At 37.2% G+C, this 17,015-nt stretch carries 12 protein-coding genes, 1 other RNA gene, 1 pseudogene and 1 riboswitch; of the genes and pseudogenes, 5 read left to right on the plus strand and 9 right to left on the minus strand.

The window, feature by feature from the left end:
- Positions 1–79: 79 nt before the first annotated feature.
- The 4 genes from G558_RS0102355 (at position 80) to G558_RS12130 (ending at position 4,388) form a co-directional block, all read left to right on the plus strand.
- Positions 80–877, plus strand: a complete 798-nt coding sequence (locus G558_RS0102355; protein WP_028828736.1) for an acyl-CoA dehydratase activase — start codon at positions 80–82, stop codon at positions 875–877.
- A 53-nt stretch (positions 878–930) separates the two neighbouring features.
- An RNA gene (gene ffs, locus G558_RS13585) (signal recognition particle sRNA small type) lies at positions 931–1,029 on the plus strand.
- 56 nt (positions 1,030–1,085) lie between these two features.
- Complete coding sequence (dnaX, locus tag G558_RS13300; RefSeq protein ID WP_051188411.1) at positions 1,086–2,672, plus strand: DNA polymerase III subunit gamma/tau; 1,587 nt, start codon at positions 1,086–1,088, stop codon at positions 2,670–2,672.
- A 198-nt stretch (positions 2,673–2,870) separates the two neighbouring features.
- Positions 2,871–2,997, plus strand: a riboswitch (SAM riboswitch).
- Positions 2,998–3,065: 68 nt separating this feature from the next.
- Positions 3,066–4,388 carry a Na+/H+ antiporter NhaC family protein gene (locus tag G558_RS12130; protein ID WP_084502789.1) on the plus strand — a complete coding sequence of 441 codons (1,323 nt, stop codon included), beginning with the start codon at positions 3,066–3,068 and terminating at the stop codon, positions 4,386–4,388.
- A gap of 60 nt (positions 4,389–4,448) precedes the next feature.
- On the opposite strand, the pseudogene G558_RS14230 reads toward G558_RS12130, so the two are convergent.
- From G558_RS14230 to G558_RS0102400, 7 genes and pseudogenes are all read right to left on the minus strand, one after another.
- Positions 4,449–5,174 (minus strand): annotated as a pseudogene (locus tag G558_RS14230) (prolipoprotein diacylglyceryl transferase family protein); the annotation flags it as partial.
- 32 nt (positions 5,175–5,206) lie between these two features.
- Positions 5,207–7,336, minus strand: a complete 2,130-nt coding sequence (locus G558_RS0102375; protein WP_028828737.1) for a hypothetical protein — start codon at positions 7,334–7,336, stop codon at positions 5,207–5,209.
- 361 nt (positions 7,337–7,697) lie between these two features.
- Complete coding sequence (locus G558_RS0102380) at positions 7,698–8,447, minus strand: ABC transporter ATP-binding protein (RefSeq protein ID WP_028828738.1); 750 nt, start codon at positions 8,445–8,447, stop codon at positions 7,698–7,700.
- A 24-nt stretch (positions 8,448–8,471) separates the two neighbouring features.
- Positions 8,472–9,356 (minus strand): ABC transporter permease, encoded by an 885-nt coding sequence (locus G558_RS0102385; protein ID WP_084502790.1) that lies wholly within the window; start codon positions 9,354–9,356, stop codon positions 8,472–8,474.
- Between the two features lie 66 nt (positions 9,357–9,422).
- The gene (locus G558_RS12135; protein ID WP_051188412.1) at positions 9,423–10,553 is read right to left on the minus strand and encodes an ABC transporter substrate-binding protein; all 1,131 of its coding nucleotides are present in this window, start codon (positions 10,551–10,553) and stop codon (positions 9,423–9,425) included.
- A gap of 257 nt (positions 10,554–10,810) precedes the next feature.
- Positions 10,811–12,073, minus strand: a complete 1,263-nt coding sequence (locus tag G558_RS0102395) for a YeeE/YedE family protein (protein WP_028828740.1) — start codon at positions 12,071–12,073, stop codon at positions 10,811–10,813.
- 33 nt (positions 12,074–12,106) lie between these two features.
- Positions 12,107–13,801 (minus strand): FAD-dependent oxidoreductase, encoded by a 1,695-nt coding sequence (locus G558_RS0102400; protein ID WP_028828741.1) that lies wholly within the window; start codon positions 13,799–13,801, stop codon positions 12,107–12,109.
- A gap of 147 nt (positions 13,802–13,948) precedes the next feature.
- On the opposite strand from G558_RS0102400, the gene G558_RS0102405 reads away from it, so the two are divergent.
- A complete protein-coding gene (locus tag G558_RS0102405) occupies positions 13,949–14,860 on the plus strand; it encodes a LysR substrate-binding domain-containing protein (RefSeq protein WP_028828742.1) in 912 nt (303 codons plus the stop codon).
- Positions 14,861–15,151: 291 nt separating this feature from the next.
- Here the strand turns inward: G558_RS0102405 and G558_RS0102415 are convergent, their stop codons facing one another.
- Both G558_RS0102415 and G558_RS0102420 read right to left on the minus strand, forming a co-directional pair.
- The gene (locus tag G558_RS0102415; protein WP_242825197.1) at positions 15,152–15,931 is read right to left on the minus strand and encodes an ABC transporter ATP-binding protein; all 780 of its coding nucleotides are present in this window, start codon (positions 15,929–15,931) and stop codon (positions 15,152–15,154) included.
- Positions 15,932–15,975: 44 nt separating this feature from the next.
- On the minus strand, positions 15,976–17,007 hold the full coding sequence (locus G558_RS0102420) for a taurine ABC transporter substrate-binding protein (RefSeq protein ID WP_028828744.1): 1,032 nt from the start codon (positions 17,005–17,007) through the stop codon (positions 15,976–15,978).
- Positions 17,008–17,015: the final 8 nt, after the last annotated feature.

Consider the following 17,015-nt stretch of genomic DNA (forward strand, 5'->3'; position numbering starts at 1 on the left):
TTATATATATATCTTATCTTATTGAGCTTTTTGTGTAGTAATATATAGATAATTAATACTTGAATTGGAGATGATAATTATGTACACAGTAGGAATAGATATAGGTTCGACATCAGCCAAGATAGTGGCTATGAATTTAAATAAAGAAATCGTATACAAGAAAGTGATTCCAACCGGATGGAACTCACTTGAAACAGCGGAGTACATAAAATCAGACCTTGCTGCAAATGCAATAAATAAGGAAAACAGCATAGTCGTGGCAACTGGCTATGGTAGAATTTCAGTTCCTTATGCGGACAAGATAGTAACTGAAATCACGTGTCACGGTATTGGCGCTGCCCATCTTTTTGATACAAAAAATACCACAGTCATAGACATTGGCGGGCAGGACACCAAGATAATAACCATTCAAAATGGAAGCGTAGTAGATTTTATAATGAATGACAAGTGCTCGGCTGGAACCGGTAGATTTCTTGAAATAATGGCCAACACCCTGGGAATAAAGCTTGATGAAATGTGTGAACTCGCAAGACAAGGCAGCGGAGTCAGCATAAGTTCCATGTGCACTGTATTTGCAGAATCTGAGGTCATAAGTCTTATAGGGAGTGGATGCCCCAAAAAAGATATTGCATTTGGGGTAGTTGATTCGATAGCAAACAAGGTTAAATCATTGTCCAGCAAACATAGGAATGCAAATGAGACTGTATATCTTACCGGCGGGCTTTGCGAGAACCAGTATATAATAGAGGTGCTTGGAGACAAACTTAATTCGAATGTCATAAGCAGTCCTATGGGGAGGTACGCAGGAGCTCTTGGTGCTGCCCTTATGGCAGGTAAAAAAAACAGATATTCAAAGTCTGGTGAGAATCTCATATAGTAATGGATTTTTTATTGACTTATGAATCCTATACTGATATAATATATCTTAGCCTAGCAGGCCTTTGCAACAGGAATCGGTGAACCGTGTCAGGATCGGAAGATAGCAGCACTAAGTCGACCTCCCTGTGTGCCTAAGCAACCTGCTGGGCTATCTATTTTTATAGAAAGGGGACATGGCTGACAGTTTTCAGTCATCTTAAAAAATTATGAAGCAAGCTCTATACAGGATTTACAGGCCAAAAAGCTTTGATGAAATCTACGGTCAGGATCAAATAGTTTCTATACTTAAAAATCAGCTGGAAAACGCCACTCTCAATCACGCATATCTGTTTTGCGGACCAAGGGGTACTGGAAAGACTTCTACTGCCAAAGTTTTCGCATCTGCTATAAATAATGGTACCGATATTGATACAATAGAACTTGATGCTGCTTCAAACAATTCTGTGGATAACATCAGAGATATAAGAGAAAACCTTGCTTTTGCCCCAACTTCAGGAAAATATAAGATATACATAATAGACGAGGTGCACATGCTGTCCGCATCTGCATTTAACGCGCTGCTAAAGACCCTGGAAGAACCTCCTTCGCACGTAATATTTATACTTGCTACAACTGAGCCACAAAAAATTCCTCAGACCGTGCTTTCCAGGTGTCAGAGATTTGACTTTAGAAAGATAGAAAAAGATGTCCTGGTTCAAAGACTCTCTCATGTCCTTGCCCAAGAAGGCAAAAGTTTTGAAGCTGAAGCTCTGGATTTTATAGCTTCAAAGAGTGAAGGTGGCCTCAGAGATGCTCTTAGTATACTTGACAAGGCTCTTTCTTATGGAGATCTTACAACCCATAATCTGCTTCAGGTCCTTGGTCAGATCCACTCAGACAGTTATTTCACCATGCTCAAAGCTATAATGGACCACAACACTGTTGATGCCATAATGGTACTTGCCAGCATCGAAAAATCAGGTATGGACCCCAGAGTCTTTGCGCTTGAATTTATAAATTTTTTAAAACAGGTAATACTTGAATTTAATGGCCTTGTCCAGGATAATATAAACGTAGAAAATGCTGTAACTATATGCACTGACACTATTGCTTCATATATTATAGAGGACTTATCCACAGCCTGTAACAATATGCGATACTCCCCACAACCTCAGGTATTACTGCTGACTGAAATCGTAAAAATAGCAGGTACAAACTATGATACCATAGGCTCCAATCGACACGTAGACAGTGACATTCGCTCTGAGTTCGCTCTTGTAAATACTGAGATAAGAAGGCTTGAATCACTTGTGCAAAGCCTTGAAAAACGCATTGAAGAAATATCAAGTAATCCACAGGCTATTGTGGATAAAATAAAAGATGATGTGGAAAAACCCATTCCCCGTATTTCTGCCAGTACGATCGAGCGAGTTGATATAAGTGATGAGGAAAAATCTCAACTTGAAAGAGTCAATGATGCCATACCTGTACTTTATGAAGAACTGAGAGCTCTAAAGCAGGCACAACTCATGGCCCTTCTTCGAGAAGGAAAACCTGAAAGGTTTTTTGATGATAATATATTCTTCTGTTTTGAAGAAAAAAATATATTTCATAAAAATATGCTTGATACTCAGGATGCCAATAATTCTGTAAGCAAAATCCTCAGTAAACTGCTCAAAAAAAATGTAAGGGTCCAATATATACTTTACAGTGAGCTTGCTGGTATAAAATCCAAAAAGGTTTCTAATGACGAAAATTTTATAGATATGCTTTCCGAAGTTTTTCCGGATGTGACCATAGATGTTAAACCCTAAATTTTAAAAACTTCAAAAAACTTCAAAAAAAACTATTTACAAATATATAATTATTGATTATAATGTATGAAGAGTGAATGAATAAGGGTTCACTCCCCCTAATTATTGAACCTTATTAATACCCCCTTTTTTAAAAATCGAGTTACCCCGCTCGATTTTTTTCTTTTAGACTTTTTTAAAAAAACTTAATATTCAATTTTCTTATTTAGAGAGATGGAGGGAAATGGCCCTTTGAAGTCTCGGCAACCTTCACCAGTGTGAAAAGGTGCCAAATCCATCAGATTTTACTGCTTATTACAGTATGTAAAGATCTGATAGATAAGAGAAGCTATAGATCTGTAATTCTGTGCCTTCTCTTTGAGAAGGCTTTTTTAATTTCAGGAGGAAAACAAAATGAAAAATAACAAAATAATTACAAATCAAAAATCCAGTATAGCTGCGCTCCTTCCAATTCTTGTCTTTCTGGCACTTTTTTTTGGAAGCGGGATAATACTTAAAGATTTTTACAAGATGCCTGCAATAGTAGGTTTTCTGGCTGCACTGTTTGTGGCTTTTATGCAAAACAGAGATCTTAGTTTTAATGAAAAACTTTCTGTGATGAGTCGCGGAGCCGGGCATGAAAACATAATGATAATGTCTCTTATATTCCTGCTTGCAGGAGCTTTTTCGGGGTCTGTAAAGGCTGCTGGCGGAGTAGAGAGTACCGTGAATCTGGGACTTTCTATTCTTCCATCCAACATTGCGGTTGTGGGATTATTTCTTATAGGGTGCTTTATATCTCTTTCTATGGGAACTTCTATGGGAACTATAGCGGCTCTTGCGCCCATAGCAGTTGGAATAAGCGAAAAGACAGGTTTTGGCATAGAACTTTGCATAGGCGCAGTGGTATGCGGGGCTATGTTTGGGGACAATCTGTCTATGATATCTGACACTACCATAGCTGCTGTAAGAACTCAGGGCTGCGCCATGAAGGATAAATTCAGACAGAATTTCTTTATAGTGCTTCCAGCTGCAATAATAACTGCTTTTATACTCTTTATGAGGACTTCTGGCGGGTCATTTGCTATTGAGCAAAATCTCGATTACAGCCTCCTTAGAATTTTTCCATATATAATAGTTCTTGCGGGCGCTATTTTTGGCATGAATGTATTTGCACTTCTGGTTATGGGAACGGTTATTTCTCTTGGTGTGGGAGTTTTTCAAGGCACCTTTGCCTTTAGCGAAATTTTTGGGATTGTTGGGGATGGGGTTTCAGGCATGTTTGAGATTACGGTACTCTCTATAATAATAGGTGGAACGGTAGAAATCGTAAAGGAAAACGGGGGAATAAACGCAATACTGAACATTATAAAATCCAAGGTCAACAGCACCAAGGGAGCTGAATTTGGAATAGCATTTCTGGCTTCTGCTGTTGATATTTGTACTGCCAACAACACAGTGGCAATCGTAATGGCTGGACCAATAGCTAAGGAAATAAGTGATGAGTTTGGGGTTGATCCTAAGAGAAGTGCGTCTATCTTAGACATCTTCACCTCAGTTTTTCAAGGCATCATACCCTATGGAGCTCAATTGCTGACAGCGGCTTCACTTACTGGTATTACTCCTTTTGATATTATGCCAAACCTCTATTATCCTATCCTTATGGGTGTAAGTGCTATCATCTTTATAGCTATGAGAAAAGAAGTTAAGGTTGAAAAATCCAAATCGGCTGCATAAAAATGCCAGTGAAATAATGATAATGGCCATGTAAAGAAGTGGATAAAATATATTTAAAACAATAAAGGAGTAAGATGTGCTTCTGTATTGGAGTATTATTAGCCTGAAAAGACTGAGAAGTGCTGCCGATACAGCAAATCTTGCTCCTTTTATATTATGTGAATTGTTTTTAAAAAAATATTTACCTGCTAGTACAAGTATTATTATTAAGAGAGCTGCCGATGCTTCCATGACCTGGGTCGGATAGACTCTTATTTCCGGGCTTCCAAAAATAGTTGATATAAGTGCGCTCGCATCCACATCAGACTGCTGCTTTAGAGGAAGGGGAACTGATAATACTGATTTTGTGATTTTACCGTAACAGCACCCATTAAGAAAGCATCCCATCTTCATCAAAGAAAAACTCAAGAGAAATGGCACTGTAAGATAGTCAAAAAGCTGAAGATAATCCAGCTTTATTTTTTTTGACACGAAAATCAAGGCTGCAAAGCTTGCACCTATTCCTCCATAAAGAGAGAAGTAACCGCTTTTCATAATGAAAAGCGGTATCCCTGATTCTGTATATTTTTTATAGTTTATTACATAATTTAAAACTCTTGCTCCAATAAGAAAGCTTATTGGGATAAGCAAACATATGAGGTAAACAGTCTTTATTCTTATATTCATATTTTTGAGCTGAATGCCTGCCATTACAAGGCCTGATACCATGCTTATGATAATGAAAAGATCATATGTGTGTATGTGTATCTGAGCGTTTCCTAAGCTCAGGCTTATCTGAGGCAGCATATTACTCCTTTCAAAAATATCTATGAGATTATCTATTTCTTTCCAGAAATTCTTATATCAATAGTTGCTGCATCCTTGCCTTCATCTTTGAAGGTTATTGTTCCACTGCCCTCAGATGTAATCTCTCCTTCAGGTGTTTTTTTCATGTTAAGGCTCATTGAAATATCACCGTCTTCTATGTTAATATCTGCTTTAAATATTCCGTCTTTGTATGTCGCAGGCCCACTTACTGGGTCTTGAGGTTCCATTTCAAGGCTTTCCCCAGTTTCCTTGTTTGTTCCACTGATAAAACCAAACACAAGAGTCGCATTTTGCTCATCTATTTTTCTAATATCAAAGCTGGATCTTAATTTGGCAACTCTTATCATCTCTGCAATCATTTCGTTCATGTCGCAATCGCCTTCTTCTGCTGCTGATTCTTCAATTACCGGTGGATTCGGGAAATCCAGGTATACCTCTGACCACGGCCCTGAGATTTCATCCATAGTCGGTTTTGACTCTTTTAGATTTATTCGAGTCTCGGGGAAAGAAATTTTAAACGGTATGCTTTTTATTGGCTCATCTGTGTCTGGGTCTGATGAAGGCTCAAATAAAAGCAGGGTATCTGGTGCTCCTGACTGTATATGCCCAAGAGGAGTCATTACAGTTTTTAGCGTTCCGTCTTCTTTTATTTTTCCAGTCCAGTTTGCCTTGTTGGCATTTTCTCCAAGCGGAGCAAATCTAACTGTATATCCCGCGTACTCAGCTTTCTCGTTTTCTTTTACATTTTCTGTAATAAGAATATCAATTCGCTTGTTCAGATAATTTTTCAGGCTGATAAGCTCTTTTCTGTAGTCTTCCATCATACCGGCTGTTACTTTTTGCTCAAGCTTGTAGAAGACGCTCTCCTGCATTGCAGCTACAAGTTCTGCCTTTGCTGCATCTGAAATTTCTTTTTTCAGCTTTTCGTTCAAGCCGCCGCCACCAGAAAAACCGGTCTTTTGAACTTCTGACTGCCAAAATGCCTGATCTTCTTCTGGAAGATTCCAAAATGCCTTTGTATATTCATCTATCGACGCATTTATCTTTGTCTTCACAATACCAGGGTCTTTACTTTCCTTATTGTCCTGCCATATCCAGTAGAATTTGCTGTACCATTCTTTATAGCTTCTTTTATTTTCTTTTTCATAGTAAAGTTTGTACGCCTCGTACCAGATATCCTTTCTTCCATCCCACGCCGTAGTTGCAAATTTGGTAAGTGAATAGTCAATTGCGTAAACTCCTACAAATCCGAGCTGAAGGGCATTAGTTCCCCATCTGCTTACGCTGAAATATGAAAGATTTTTTGTAAGATTGGTAAATAGCGCCGTATCATCACCCTTGCTAAAGTCATATGCTGCTTGTACAAATGCTCCTGCAAGGCCTACATTTGTGAATGCGTTTCCAAGTCCTTGTGCAAATTCAGAAGCATACATTGTCTGAGTTATGGTCGTAAGGGCAGAGCCGCTTATCCCCATCCAGTCTCCGCTTATTCCAAGTCCCAGCTCCATTGCTTTTTTCCCTGGAGTCATCTGGCCTTCCATTGCTTCTTCTATTACTTCTCCAAAAACGTCTGATGTTCCTGGAGGAAGCACAGGAAATGAATTTACGCTTATTATCTGCGCTGTCCTGCTGTTTTCATTTTTAATAGTATATGCAGAATAAATAGACAGATGGTTCGCCGTTATTACGACTTCTCCGCTCTCTTTATCTATTTTATAAGGCACCGGAGTCCATTCTCCAAGTTCCTCATCATAATACATTGCTCCCACATTTTTTTCTTCACTTCCCGCTTCAATAAAACTCTTGTCATATGGAATCCTTATTTCTATAAGGTCCGTAAAACCCTCGATTTCAGGCGCCTTGATATCATAAGCCGTCACCTGAACTTCTTCTGCCATAACTTCTTCATTGAAAAGATTAGGAGGTTCAATTTTTTGAACACTCACCTTTGTCTCGCTGTTAATATCGTATGGCGAAAATGCTATCTTTATTCCGTCCCCTTGGATCAAAGTCTCCTCTTCTGAAATCGTGTACTCTTTTGCCTTTCCACTTCCAGATCCGCCTCCCGGACTGCAGGCGTATGTAAGGTTTGTAATTAATATAATTATCATAAGCAATGATATTTTTTTTCTGTTTCGCATATAAAATCCTCCCATTGAATTTTGTAGTGTAAAGTTTTACGCCCCCTGTTTTAGTTTATAATTAGCATCTGTATAATAAGGATCCTTTCCTATTACGATTGATTATATTCTACCCCTGCAGAAGTGTTCTAAACATTCATAAACCATTCATCCCACAGCCTTCACTCTCGTTAAGATGAGCAAGGTAGTTTAGGGACGGGGAAATTCTCGATACATTTATTAAAGGTAAATCGAAAAAATTCCAAGCACTCTGAGAAAATTATTTATGCAAAAATAGCAAAGAGTTATTCTCATACTTGAGATCACACTCTTTGCTATAAATGATTGAAAGTCCTAAACTCTAATTTCCATTTTATTATATCTAATGTTTTTCAAACAAGGCCAACATTTCTTCTGTCAATTCACCGTATCTGGGATTGTTTCTCTGACGAATACGCGGCATATCAATTGAGAACTCTTCTTCAATTCTACTTGGCTTTGCACCCATAAAAATAACACGGTCTGACAAATAAATAGCCTCATCAACGCTATGAGTTACAAAAAGAATAGTTTTTTTATGTTTTTCCCATATACTCAATAATTCTTGTTGTAAAACAATACGGGTATAAGCATCCAAGGCTCCAAATGGTTCATCCATTAAAAGAACATCAGGGTCATTAGCTAATGCACGGGCAATGGCAACACGTTGCTGCATACCTCCAGAAAGCTCATAAGGAAACGCCTTTGCAAATTCCTGCATATGAATCATTTCCATATAATATTCAGCTTGCTCCAGTCTTTCTTTTTTACCTGTCCCAGCAAAATTCAATCCCAGTGCAATGTTATCACGCACATTGAGCCACGGCATCAGAGAATAATTTTGAAATACCATTCCGATTTCCTTGTGTGCACCTGTAATTGGTTTTCCACGATAGATAACTTCGCCCTCTGTTGCACTTTCTAAACCTGCAATGATACGGAGTAGAGTGGATTTACCGCAGCCGGATGGCCCCAGAATGCACACAAATTCAGATTCAGGTACACAAAGATTCACACTCCCCAGTGCTTTAACTGTATCTCCTTTCCCAGTAATAAAATTCTTCTTTACATTTTTTAATGTAATACAGTCCATAAGTCTTCCATCTTTCTTTCTAAATTATTTAACTTTACTCTCCCATGAAAAGTATTTTCTAGAAATAATTTTGAAAATACCATCCAGAAGTGCCCCTACAACACCTATACAGATCATTCCTGTAATAACAAGATCAATCCGTGCCAATTCATAAGCATGAGTGATAAGATAACCTACCCCACTTACAGAACCTGGTAGCATCTCAGCACCAACCAGGCATCCCCATGCGGTGGCAAGACCGAGCCTCATACCGTTTAGAATTGTAGGTGCAGCACCTGGCAGCAAGATTTTAAAGAATATATCTTTCTTGCCTGCCCCCAATACCATTGCAGATTCAATCAGGGTGGAGCGAACATTGTTTACTCCAAAAATAACATTATTGACTATAGGAAAAAAGCTTCCAAGCGCAATCAGAAATATCATAGACATTTTAAAATTATCCCAAAAAACATAAGATTCACCATAGCCTAATTGAGCTACAGTAGCAAGGCTTGTAACTCCAAACCAGCCTAAAACCAAAGGTTGCCATGCCAACGGTGGAACCGGCTTAAACAAATTGATGAAGTTTTCAAATAGCTTGTTTATTACTTTAAAGTATCCCATGAACAATCCTAAAGGAACTGCCACCAGCAATCCAAGTCCGTATCCAAGAATAACTCGAAACAGGCTGTGCAAGATATTTTTTGGCAGAGATCCCAAACCAATAAAGTTATCCATGGAATGTAAGAAGTTGTTAATTACCTTGTAAGGAGACGGCAGGATTGATTTATTGTCGATTATTTTAGACAATAGAGTCCATACTATAATCAGCAGTACCGGAAGTATAAACGGCATCATCCATTCCAATTTTTCTATTGAACTTTTGCTCTCTCTTAAACTTGTTTTTACTTCACTTAAATTGAATTTCATTACTATACACCCTACCTATTGCCATACTTTAAAAGATGAGATTAGTATTTTCTATGCTTATTTACACTACTGCTTATTTACTTTTTCCATAATATCGAAGTTGAAAAAAGTTTCCTTTGCAGTTTCAAAGTCATTTTCTATTAATTTACCACTGAATTTACCCATTTCCTTCATTGCATCATAGTATATGTTAATACCGTTTATAAAGGTTTCATTTGGGTCAGTGCCATAAACTATCATAGATTTTGGTAATATGTCTTTTTCCACACCAACTATCTCGGCCAGCATCTCTCCGGTTGCTTCCTGATTATTATTTGCATAATCAGCTGTATAAGTAATAACTTGACCAAGAGCTTCGATTACTTCTGGATGTTCTTCTATGATTATATTTCTTGCTGCATAACAACAGCATGGGAAATCTGCCCACTTTCCTTCTGGCAATTCGTTAAGAGTGGATATGATTTTTCCAACACCGTTTTCTTCTGCATTTTGCGGATGAGGAGCCGGTCCAGCCCACATCTCCACCTGGCCGCTGGACAGTGAAGGAACTAGATTCTGTACCCCTTTTAAGTCAACCATAAGTACATCAGCCTTAAAGTCAGACGGATCTTCTGTTACATTAAGACCTGCATCTTTCATAGCCGATTCAAGAACAACACGAGGGCTGCTGATTGCAGAATGGTATCCAGCTTTTACAGGCTGCTCTGCGTTTTTAGCATATTCAACAAATTCAAGGAAAGTGTTGTAAGGAGCATCTACCTTTGCCGTAATGGCAACCCCGTCACATTGAATCGGAGATAATATACTCACGCCAGCATCAACATCATATGCGGTCATCATTGCAGTAGAAGATGTAAGTGCAATATCCAGACTTTCCTGACCCATCATTGTTGCACATTCGCTTCCGCCTTTTGTAACGATACGTTTAATATTTGCAATTGTTTGTCCATCTACCTGCAATTCCCCCATATCCTCAGACAATGGATTAATACGAACAGATTCATTTTCAAATAGTTCTGGGGCTATAAAAGGAAGGTACATTATACCTGTGTGCATTTCATTCCCCCATGATAAGTTAATAGTTGGAACCTCTTTAGCTAACTGTTCTCCTTCAGTATTTCCAGATTCACTGGCACCGCAAGCAGCTGTGGAAAAGACCATTACAGCTGCCAAAATAATAGACAATGTTTTTTTCATTACTTCCTCCCAAAATTTTCGAATTATTTACTATAATACTATTTGCCGTAGCCATTGTACCTTCTTTATTGCTGAAATTGCAATATGATTCATTAAATAGCTTATTGATTTTTATTATATATTAGCAAAATTTTATGCATAACATTATATTTAATCAAAAAATAGCTTTCATAATTCATAGCAACAATACAAATAAAAGCCGCTGAATTTCCAATGACTGAAAATCCAACGGCTTGCTTTTATTCCTGCAAATTTTGTTAGTTCTTAAATAATTTCCTTGCAAACTTGTTTCCTATTATACCGCCAATAACCATTACCGCCAGGAATATCCATCCTGATAAAGAAAAGTTTGCTATCGGCGTATATAAAGCACCTACGTTGCATCCGTTTGAAAGTCTTGTTCCAAATCCCATGCTTAGGCCACCAAGAGCGTAAAGCATAAGTTCTCTTAGGGATATGTTCATTTCTTCGAAGAATGTCTTCTTGAAAATACCCGCAGTCAGCAAGTAGATGCTTGTTCCAACAAGTATTCCAAAGTTTTGTACTGAAACTGCATTTTCGAAAAACGGCATAATAAATCCATCTGGTTTCATTTTAGCAAATGCTGCCAAAGAATCAGGAGAAACGCCAAACATCATCAATGCTTTTCCAAACCATATACCGTATGGAGTCGATGCTCCCCAGCCTGCTTTTGTAACTCCCATCAATATGGCAAATAAAATTGTTATTACAACAACCCCTTGCTTCATTGACCATGGTTTTACAAACATTGTGTCGTATGACTGGTCGCTTGACACAGCATAATCGTTTGTGGTCACATCCAGTTGTTCCTGTATCTTTTCCATAGGAGTTCCTATGAATGTTTTGTCTTTTTTACGCATGTTTTCATAAGCATATGAAATTCCAACAACAATTCCACAAAGTACTATTGTAAGGATTAAAGCTCCTAAATAACCTTCCAGACCATCCCATTTAAAGAGGTCTGGCAAGAATACCCCGCCTGACATCTGCTCTCCCACAGGAGAAGTGAACCATGATTTTTTAACCCAGTCTGCAGAATTTTGAACAGGGAATCCTAAAAATACTCCCATACCGAAAAATACCAATGTAGTTAATGCTCTGGGTAATCCTGTTATCAAATCTGTAAGGACCCCCGATGCGCAACATGATGAAAATGCCATACCAAATCCAAACAGTATCCCACCTGCTATCAAGCCAAGGTTTATAGGGTTTATCCAAAGATTGTAAACACTTACATCCTGCTTAAAGAAGAATGCCACCGATACCAGGCATGATATAAAGAACATGAACATAAGTGTTCTCATCAGTTTGGTTGAACCTGTCCTGTAAGCCCTGTTTACACTGCCTGCAAATCCCATGTAAGATCTTGTCAGTGTGTAGCCAAATCCACATCCTATTAATAATCTGAAAAATAACATATCACTTTTTAATAAATTCTTACCTAATATTAAGGCTGCCAAAATTAAGGCAAAGCCTATAAATCTTTCAATCTTTTTCAATTTCGTATCCTCCAAGTTATGCATAAACTACCATTAATTAAAGTTATATTCTGTAACTATTTTATTTCTTCCTGTAATTTGATCGTTAAAGTATTCGTAATTGCTGATTCCCAGATAAGAACCTGAAATGTTTTTAACATTGTCATATCCTGAATTTATAAGTGCCATAAGCGCATTGTAACTCCTCTGGCTTGAACGGCAATGCAGGTATACAGGCGTATCTTTTGGAATTTCTGACATTCTTTGTCTCAATTCACTGAGTGGAATATTTACAGAGTTTACCAGGTGTCCTTCTTCATATTCGTCTTTTTCTCTCACGTCAACTATAAATGCATTAGCCTCTACTAATTCTCTTACCGCTGTCACAGGAACTTGTTTAAATACACCATTTAAAATATTTATACCTACCAGAGCCGCAAAGTTAACTACGTCTTTTGCAGTACCAAATATAGGAGAATAGCATAATTCTAATTCTTTCAAATCTTCCAATGTAGCTCCCATAGTAATCATAGCTGCAATAACATCTATTCTTTTGTCAACGTTTCCTTTTCCTATAGCCTGAGCCCCTAATATTGATCCTGTAGGAACTTCAAATATTAATTTAAAATGCATTGGATTGCTGTTTGGCATCAAACCTACTTTGTCCCCAGGAATTATATAAACAAAATCATAGTTGATTCCTGCTGCTTTTGCTGATTTTTCATTTAAACCGGTTGAAGCTGCATTCATATCAAAAACCTGAACACATGATGAACCTATTACTCCTGTATTTCTGCTGCCTCTTCCAAATACATGGTCTGCTGCTGCTCTGGCCTGTCTTTGGGCCGGTCCTGCAAGTGCAAGTCTTGATTGTTTACGGGTTAATTTGTTGTAAACCTCGATAGCATCTCCAACTGCATATATATTTTTGTCGCTTGTTCTATAATTGTGATCAACTTTGATTGCGCCTGTTTCTCCAATTTCAAGACCTGATTCTTTTGCTAATGTTATTTCAGGTCTTACACCTATTGCCATAACCACAACTTCAGCATCTAATTTTTTTCCTGAAGCTAATTCAATAGAACTTTCCTCAATTTTTTGTATTCCGTCTCCAAGCACGAGATTGATTCCCTTATCCATCATTTCTTTGTGAAGGATTTGTGCCATGTCATAGTCAAAAGGTGCCATAACCTGGTCTAAGGCCTCTACTAAAGTTACTTTATATCCGCCAAGTTCTAAATTTTCTGCTACTTCCATTCCAATGAAACCGCCACCTATTACAGCAATTTTATTAGACTTGTTTTCTTTAATATAGGTATTTAGTTTTTTTATATCAACTACGTTTCTTACCGTGAACACATTTTCATTGTCAATTCCTTCGATTCTTGGAAGGATTGGGTTGGCTCCTGGAGAAAGGAAGAGTTTGTCATATGACTCTTTATATTCTTTGCCTGTAAGCAGGTCCTTTACTGTAACTGTTTTTTCCTGGCGATTTATTGCAGTAACTTCGCTGCTTGTTCTTGCAATTATGTTGTACTGGTTTTTAAATACAAGAGGATCCATAAGAACCAGGCTCTCGCTGTCTTCAACTATACCACTTAAATGAAATGGCAATGAACAGTTAGAAAAAGATACGTTTGGCCCTTTTTCAAACATTATTATTTCTGCTGATTCATCAAGTCTTCTTACTCTTGCAGCTACAGAAGCACCACCAGCAACTCCACCAATAATTAAAATTCTTTTATTCATTTTTATTTCCTCCACTTTATATTATTATTATTTCTTTACCCTTTATATTTATTATTGTATAATCAAATTAGAGGTTTGTATAATAAATAACTTTTATATACCATAAGGCATTGTTATGGCATTAACTTAACAAAGATTGGAGAAAAATTGAATTTAGACTACCTAAAATCATTTTATTATATTGCCCAGTGCAATAGCATATCTAAAGCAAGTGAAATACTTCATGTTACTCAACCAGGACTCAGCATGCAGCTAAAAAACCTGGAATCAGAATTGGGGTTTTCTTTGTTGAGCCGTTCAAACAAGGGTGTATTGCTTACATCAGAAGGTGAAATAGTTTTCGATTATGCCAAGTCCATATTTACACTGGAAGAAAACATGTATAACAGCATTAATTCATTAGAACAAAAGAAAAACACCTTGTTTATTGCATCATGCAAAACATACGGGTCCTACCAGCTGGCTTTTAATATATGCGACTTTAAAGATATTCATTCAGGTCTTGATATCTGCATGGATACTTACAACACATCTGAGGTCATCGACAAGATTCTTAATCACGATTACAACATAGGCATAATTAAGGGGCATTGCAGTCCTGAAGTAATGAATATGATTGAAGAAATCCCATTTTATGATGATGAAATTGTATTATGCATAAACCCTTCATATTCTAAAAATGAAATTAAAATTAAAGAAGTAAAAAGAATCCCTCTTATTATGAGAGATTCTGATTCTATAACATATAAGATGGTAAAAAAGTTTTTAAACAGAAGTGGGATTGATATGGGCGACCTGGATGTATTGATACGCAGCAACTGTACAGAAATCATCAAATCTTCAATACTCAAAAGCTGCTGTGCAAGCTTCGTTTCCAAGAGCTGCATTCAAAATGAATTAAAGAATGGCACGATGAAAATAATAAAAATTTCCGATTTGGACAATTTTGACGATCTTCGTTTCTCCTACCACCTTATCAAAAGGAAACAGTATAAATTAAACACTTATGAACAGAGCTTTTGTGATTTCCTTTTAAAAAACAACACAGCTGAATATTAACTTATTCGTTCCACAAAAAACTTCTTTTTAAAAAACGATGCTTTATAATCTATTTTTAAGCTATTGGCTAAAATTGTCACATCGTGTTTATAGTATACTTTTATATGGTCTATTTCAACAACTATATCTTCGTCCTCAAGTTCATCCAGAACCAGCCTTATCCTTGGACCTACTCAGCTTTTATCTGCAAGATACAACCTGAATCCAGTTTCAGAGCTGGCACTGTATTGTGATTTAAATGCCTCGACAGCAGCAGAAGTTATCTTTATATCCATTTTCAGGCGTCCTTTCTCAATTGAAAAAATTGTTTTGACTGTTAATGATTTTTAGAATTTCTTCTCTTGTATTCCTGTATTCCTCAGAGTATCTAATATTTTCATTCTTATTTTTTATTATATCATAAGTGTAAGAGGTATTGAATTCTTTCACTATAGTCCCAGGCCGGTCAGACAAAACAATTATCCTTGTAGCAAGCTCTAAGGCCTCATCTACATCATGGGTTATAAGCAAAACAGTATTTTTTGTTTTGCTCCATATATGTCTTATCAATTTTTGCATATTGGTCCTAGTCAGGGCATCTAATGCCCCAAAAGGTTCATCCATGAGTATCAATCTTGGTTTATTGACCAGGGTCTTAGCAAGAGATACTCTCTGCTTCATCCCTCCAGAAAGCTCATAGGGCTTATATTTATCAAATCCACTCAAACCTACAAGTTCCAAATGCTTTTTTGTCAATTCTTCTATTTGATTCTTAGGAAATTTTCTCATTTTTAAGCCAAATGCAATATTATCTTCTACATTTAGCCATGGATATAATACTGGATTTTGAAACACAACTCCTTTGTGATAGTCAGGTCCCTCTATAGTTTCATCATCCATTAAAGCTTGTCCTGAACAGGGTTTAATAAAGCCTGCCAGCATTTTAAGCAATGTGCTTTTACCGCACCCTGACGGTCCAAGAACACATATAAATTCACCTTCTTCTATGTCTAAATTTACATTTTCAAGGACATCCACATTGCCTTTTTCACTGTCATAGTTAAAATATATATTTTTTAAAGATACAACCATAAGACACTCCATTTCCAATCCCTTTATCTATTAATTAAATCTGATTATTTAACTGCATTTTCTATATAGAGGGGATTTACCGCATTTACAAAGGTTTCTGACTCTGGCTTAGACATAAGGCTCTTTTGCTGGTATAAAAAATCAGCTGTATCTTTCAAATTGTCTGTCAATTTGCCTTTTTCTGCAGATGTCCCAAAATAATCGGGGCTAAGCTGGTCCTGAGCTGTAAGCCAAAGTGAACCCTTAGTCTGCTTTAAAGCGTCTTCATATGTTATATTCATTGATTGCGCGATTGTATTTACTGCATCATTTATATCTTCATTATAGAGTTTTACAGATCGGTCTAGTGCTCTTATATATTTTGTAACCATATCAGGATATTTTTGTGCAAAATCTCTGCTCACAATTTCTACATTGGATGTTATTATCCCATCTAAAGCCAAGTCTTTGCTGGTAATTATTGTTTTTCCATCTTTTAAAAGATCAGAAAGTATCGGCTCCCACCCATAGGCTGCATCTATATCTCCTCTTTGCCAGGCTGCATATATGTCTGGCATTTGCATGTCCAAAAGAGTCAATTCTCTTTCAGAAATACCGTTTAGCTCCAAGGCTTTGAGCAGACTGTAATGCGCTGTCGTTGCAAAAGGAGTTGCAATCTTCTTTCCTTTTAAATCCTGGATAGCTTCAATACCTGATCCATTTTTGGCAACCAGTCTTTCTGCATCTCCTAAAACTTCATGTATCCAAATCACTTCTGCGTCCATACCATTAGCAATCCCCAGCGTTGCTGAGGTAGAACCTAACATGGCAAAATCTATAGCTCCTGAAATGAGAGCATTTCTTATGTCTCCTGCCTGAAATTCAACTACATTTACTTTTACGCCCATCTCTTCTTCAAAATATTTTTTTGCTATGGCTATTTTTTCACCATTAGGTATTTGTTGTGTACCTATGTTAACTACCTGCAATATATCTGCTTCACTTTCACCAGCCTGGTCTGCTGCTTTACATGCTGTCATTAGTGACACCATAAGAATCACTACAAGTGCTGCTGTAAATATTTTTTTTATACTCATAAAATATC

It is taken from the genome of Proteocatella sphenisci DSM 23131, from assembly GCF_000423525.1.
Lineage (GTDB): Bacteria > Bacillota > Clostridia > Peptostreptococcales > Filifactoraceae > Proteocatella > Proteocatella sphenisci.

Excerpts from the sequence above, each read along its gene's own strand:
- G558_RS0102355 (WP_028828736.1), top strand. The coding sequence starts at position 80 with ATGTACACAGTAGGAATAGATATAGGTTCGACATCAGCCAAGATAGTG.
- dnaX (WP_051188411.1), top strand. The coding sequence starts at position 1,086 with ATGAAGCAAGCTCTATACAGGATTTACAGGCCAAAAAGCTTTGATGAA.
- G558_RS12130 (WP_084502789.1), top strand. The coding sequence starts at position 3,066 with ATGAAAAATAACAAAATAATTACAAATCAAAAATCCAGTATAGCTGCG.
- G558_RS0102375 (WP_028828737.1), bottom strand. The coding sequence starts at position 7,336 with ATGCGAAACAGAAAAAAAATATCATTGCTTATGATAATTATATTAATT.
- G558_RS0102380 (WP_028828738.1), bottom strand. The coding sequence starts at position 8,447 with ATGGACTGTATTACATTAAAAAATGTAAAGAAGAATTTTATTACTGGG.
- G558_RS0102385 (WP_084502790.1), bottom strand. The coding sequence starts at position 9,356 with ATGAAATTCAATTTAAGTGAAGTAAAAACAAGTTTAAGAGAGAGCAAA.
- G558_RS12135 (WP_051188412.1), bottom strand. The coding sequence starts at position 10,553 with ATGAAAAAAACATTGTCTATTATTTTGGCAGCTGTAATGGTCTTTTCC.
- G558_RS0102400 (WP_028828741.1), bottom strand. The coding sequence starts at position 13,801 with ATGAATAAAAGAATTTTAATTATTGGTGGAGTTGCTGGTGGTGCTTCT.
- G558_RS0102415 (WP_242825197.1), bottom strand. The coding sequence starts at position 15,931 with ATGGTTGTATCTTTAAAAAATATATATTTTAACTATGACAGTGAAAAA.
- G558_RS0102420 (WP_028828744.1), bottom strand. The coding sequence starts at position 17,007 with ATGAGTATAAAAAAAATATTTACAGCAGCACTTGTAGTGATTCTTATG.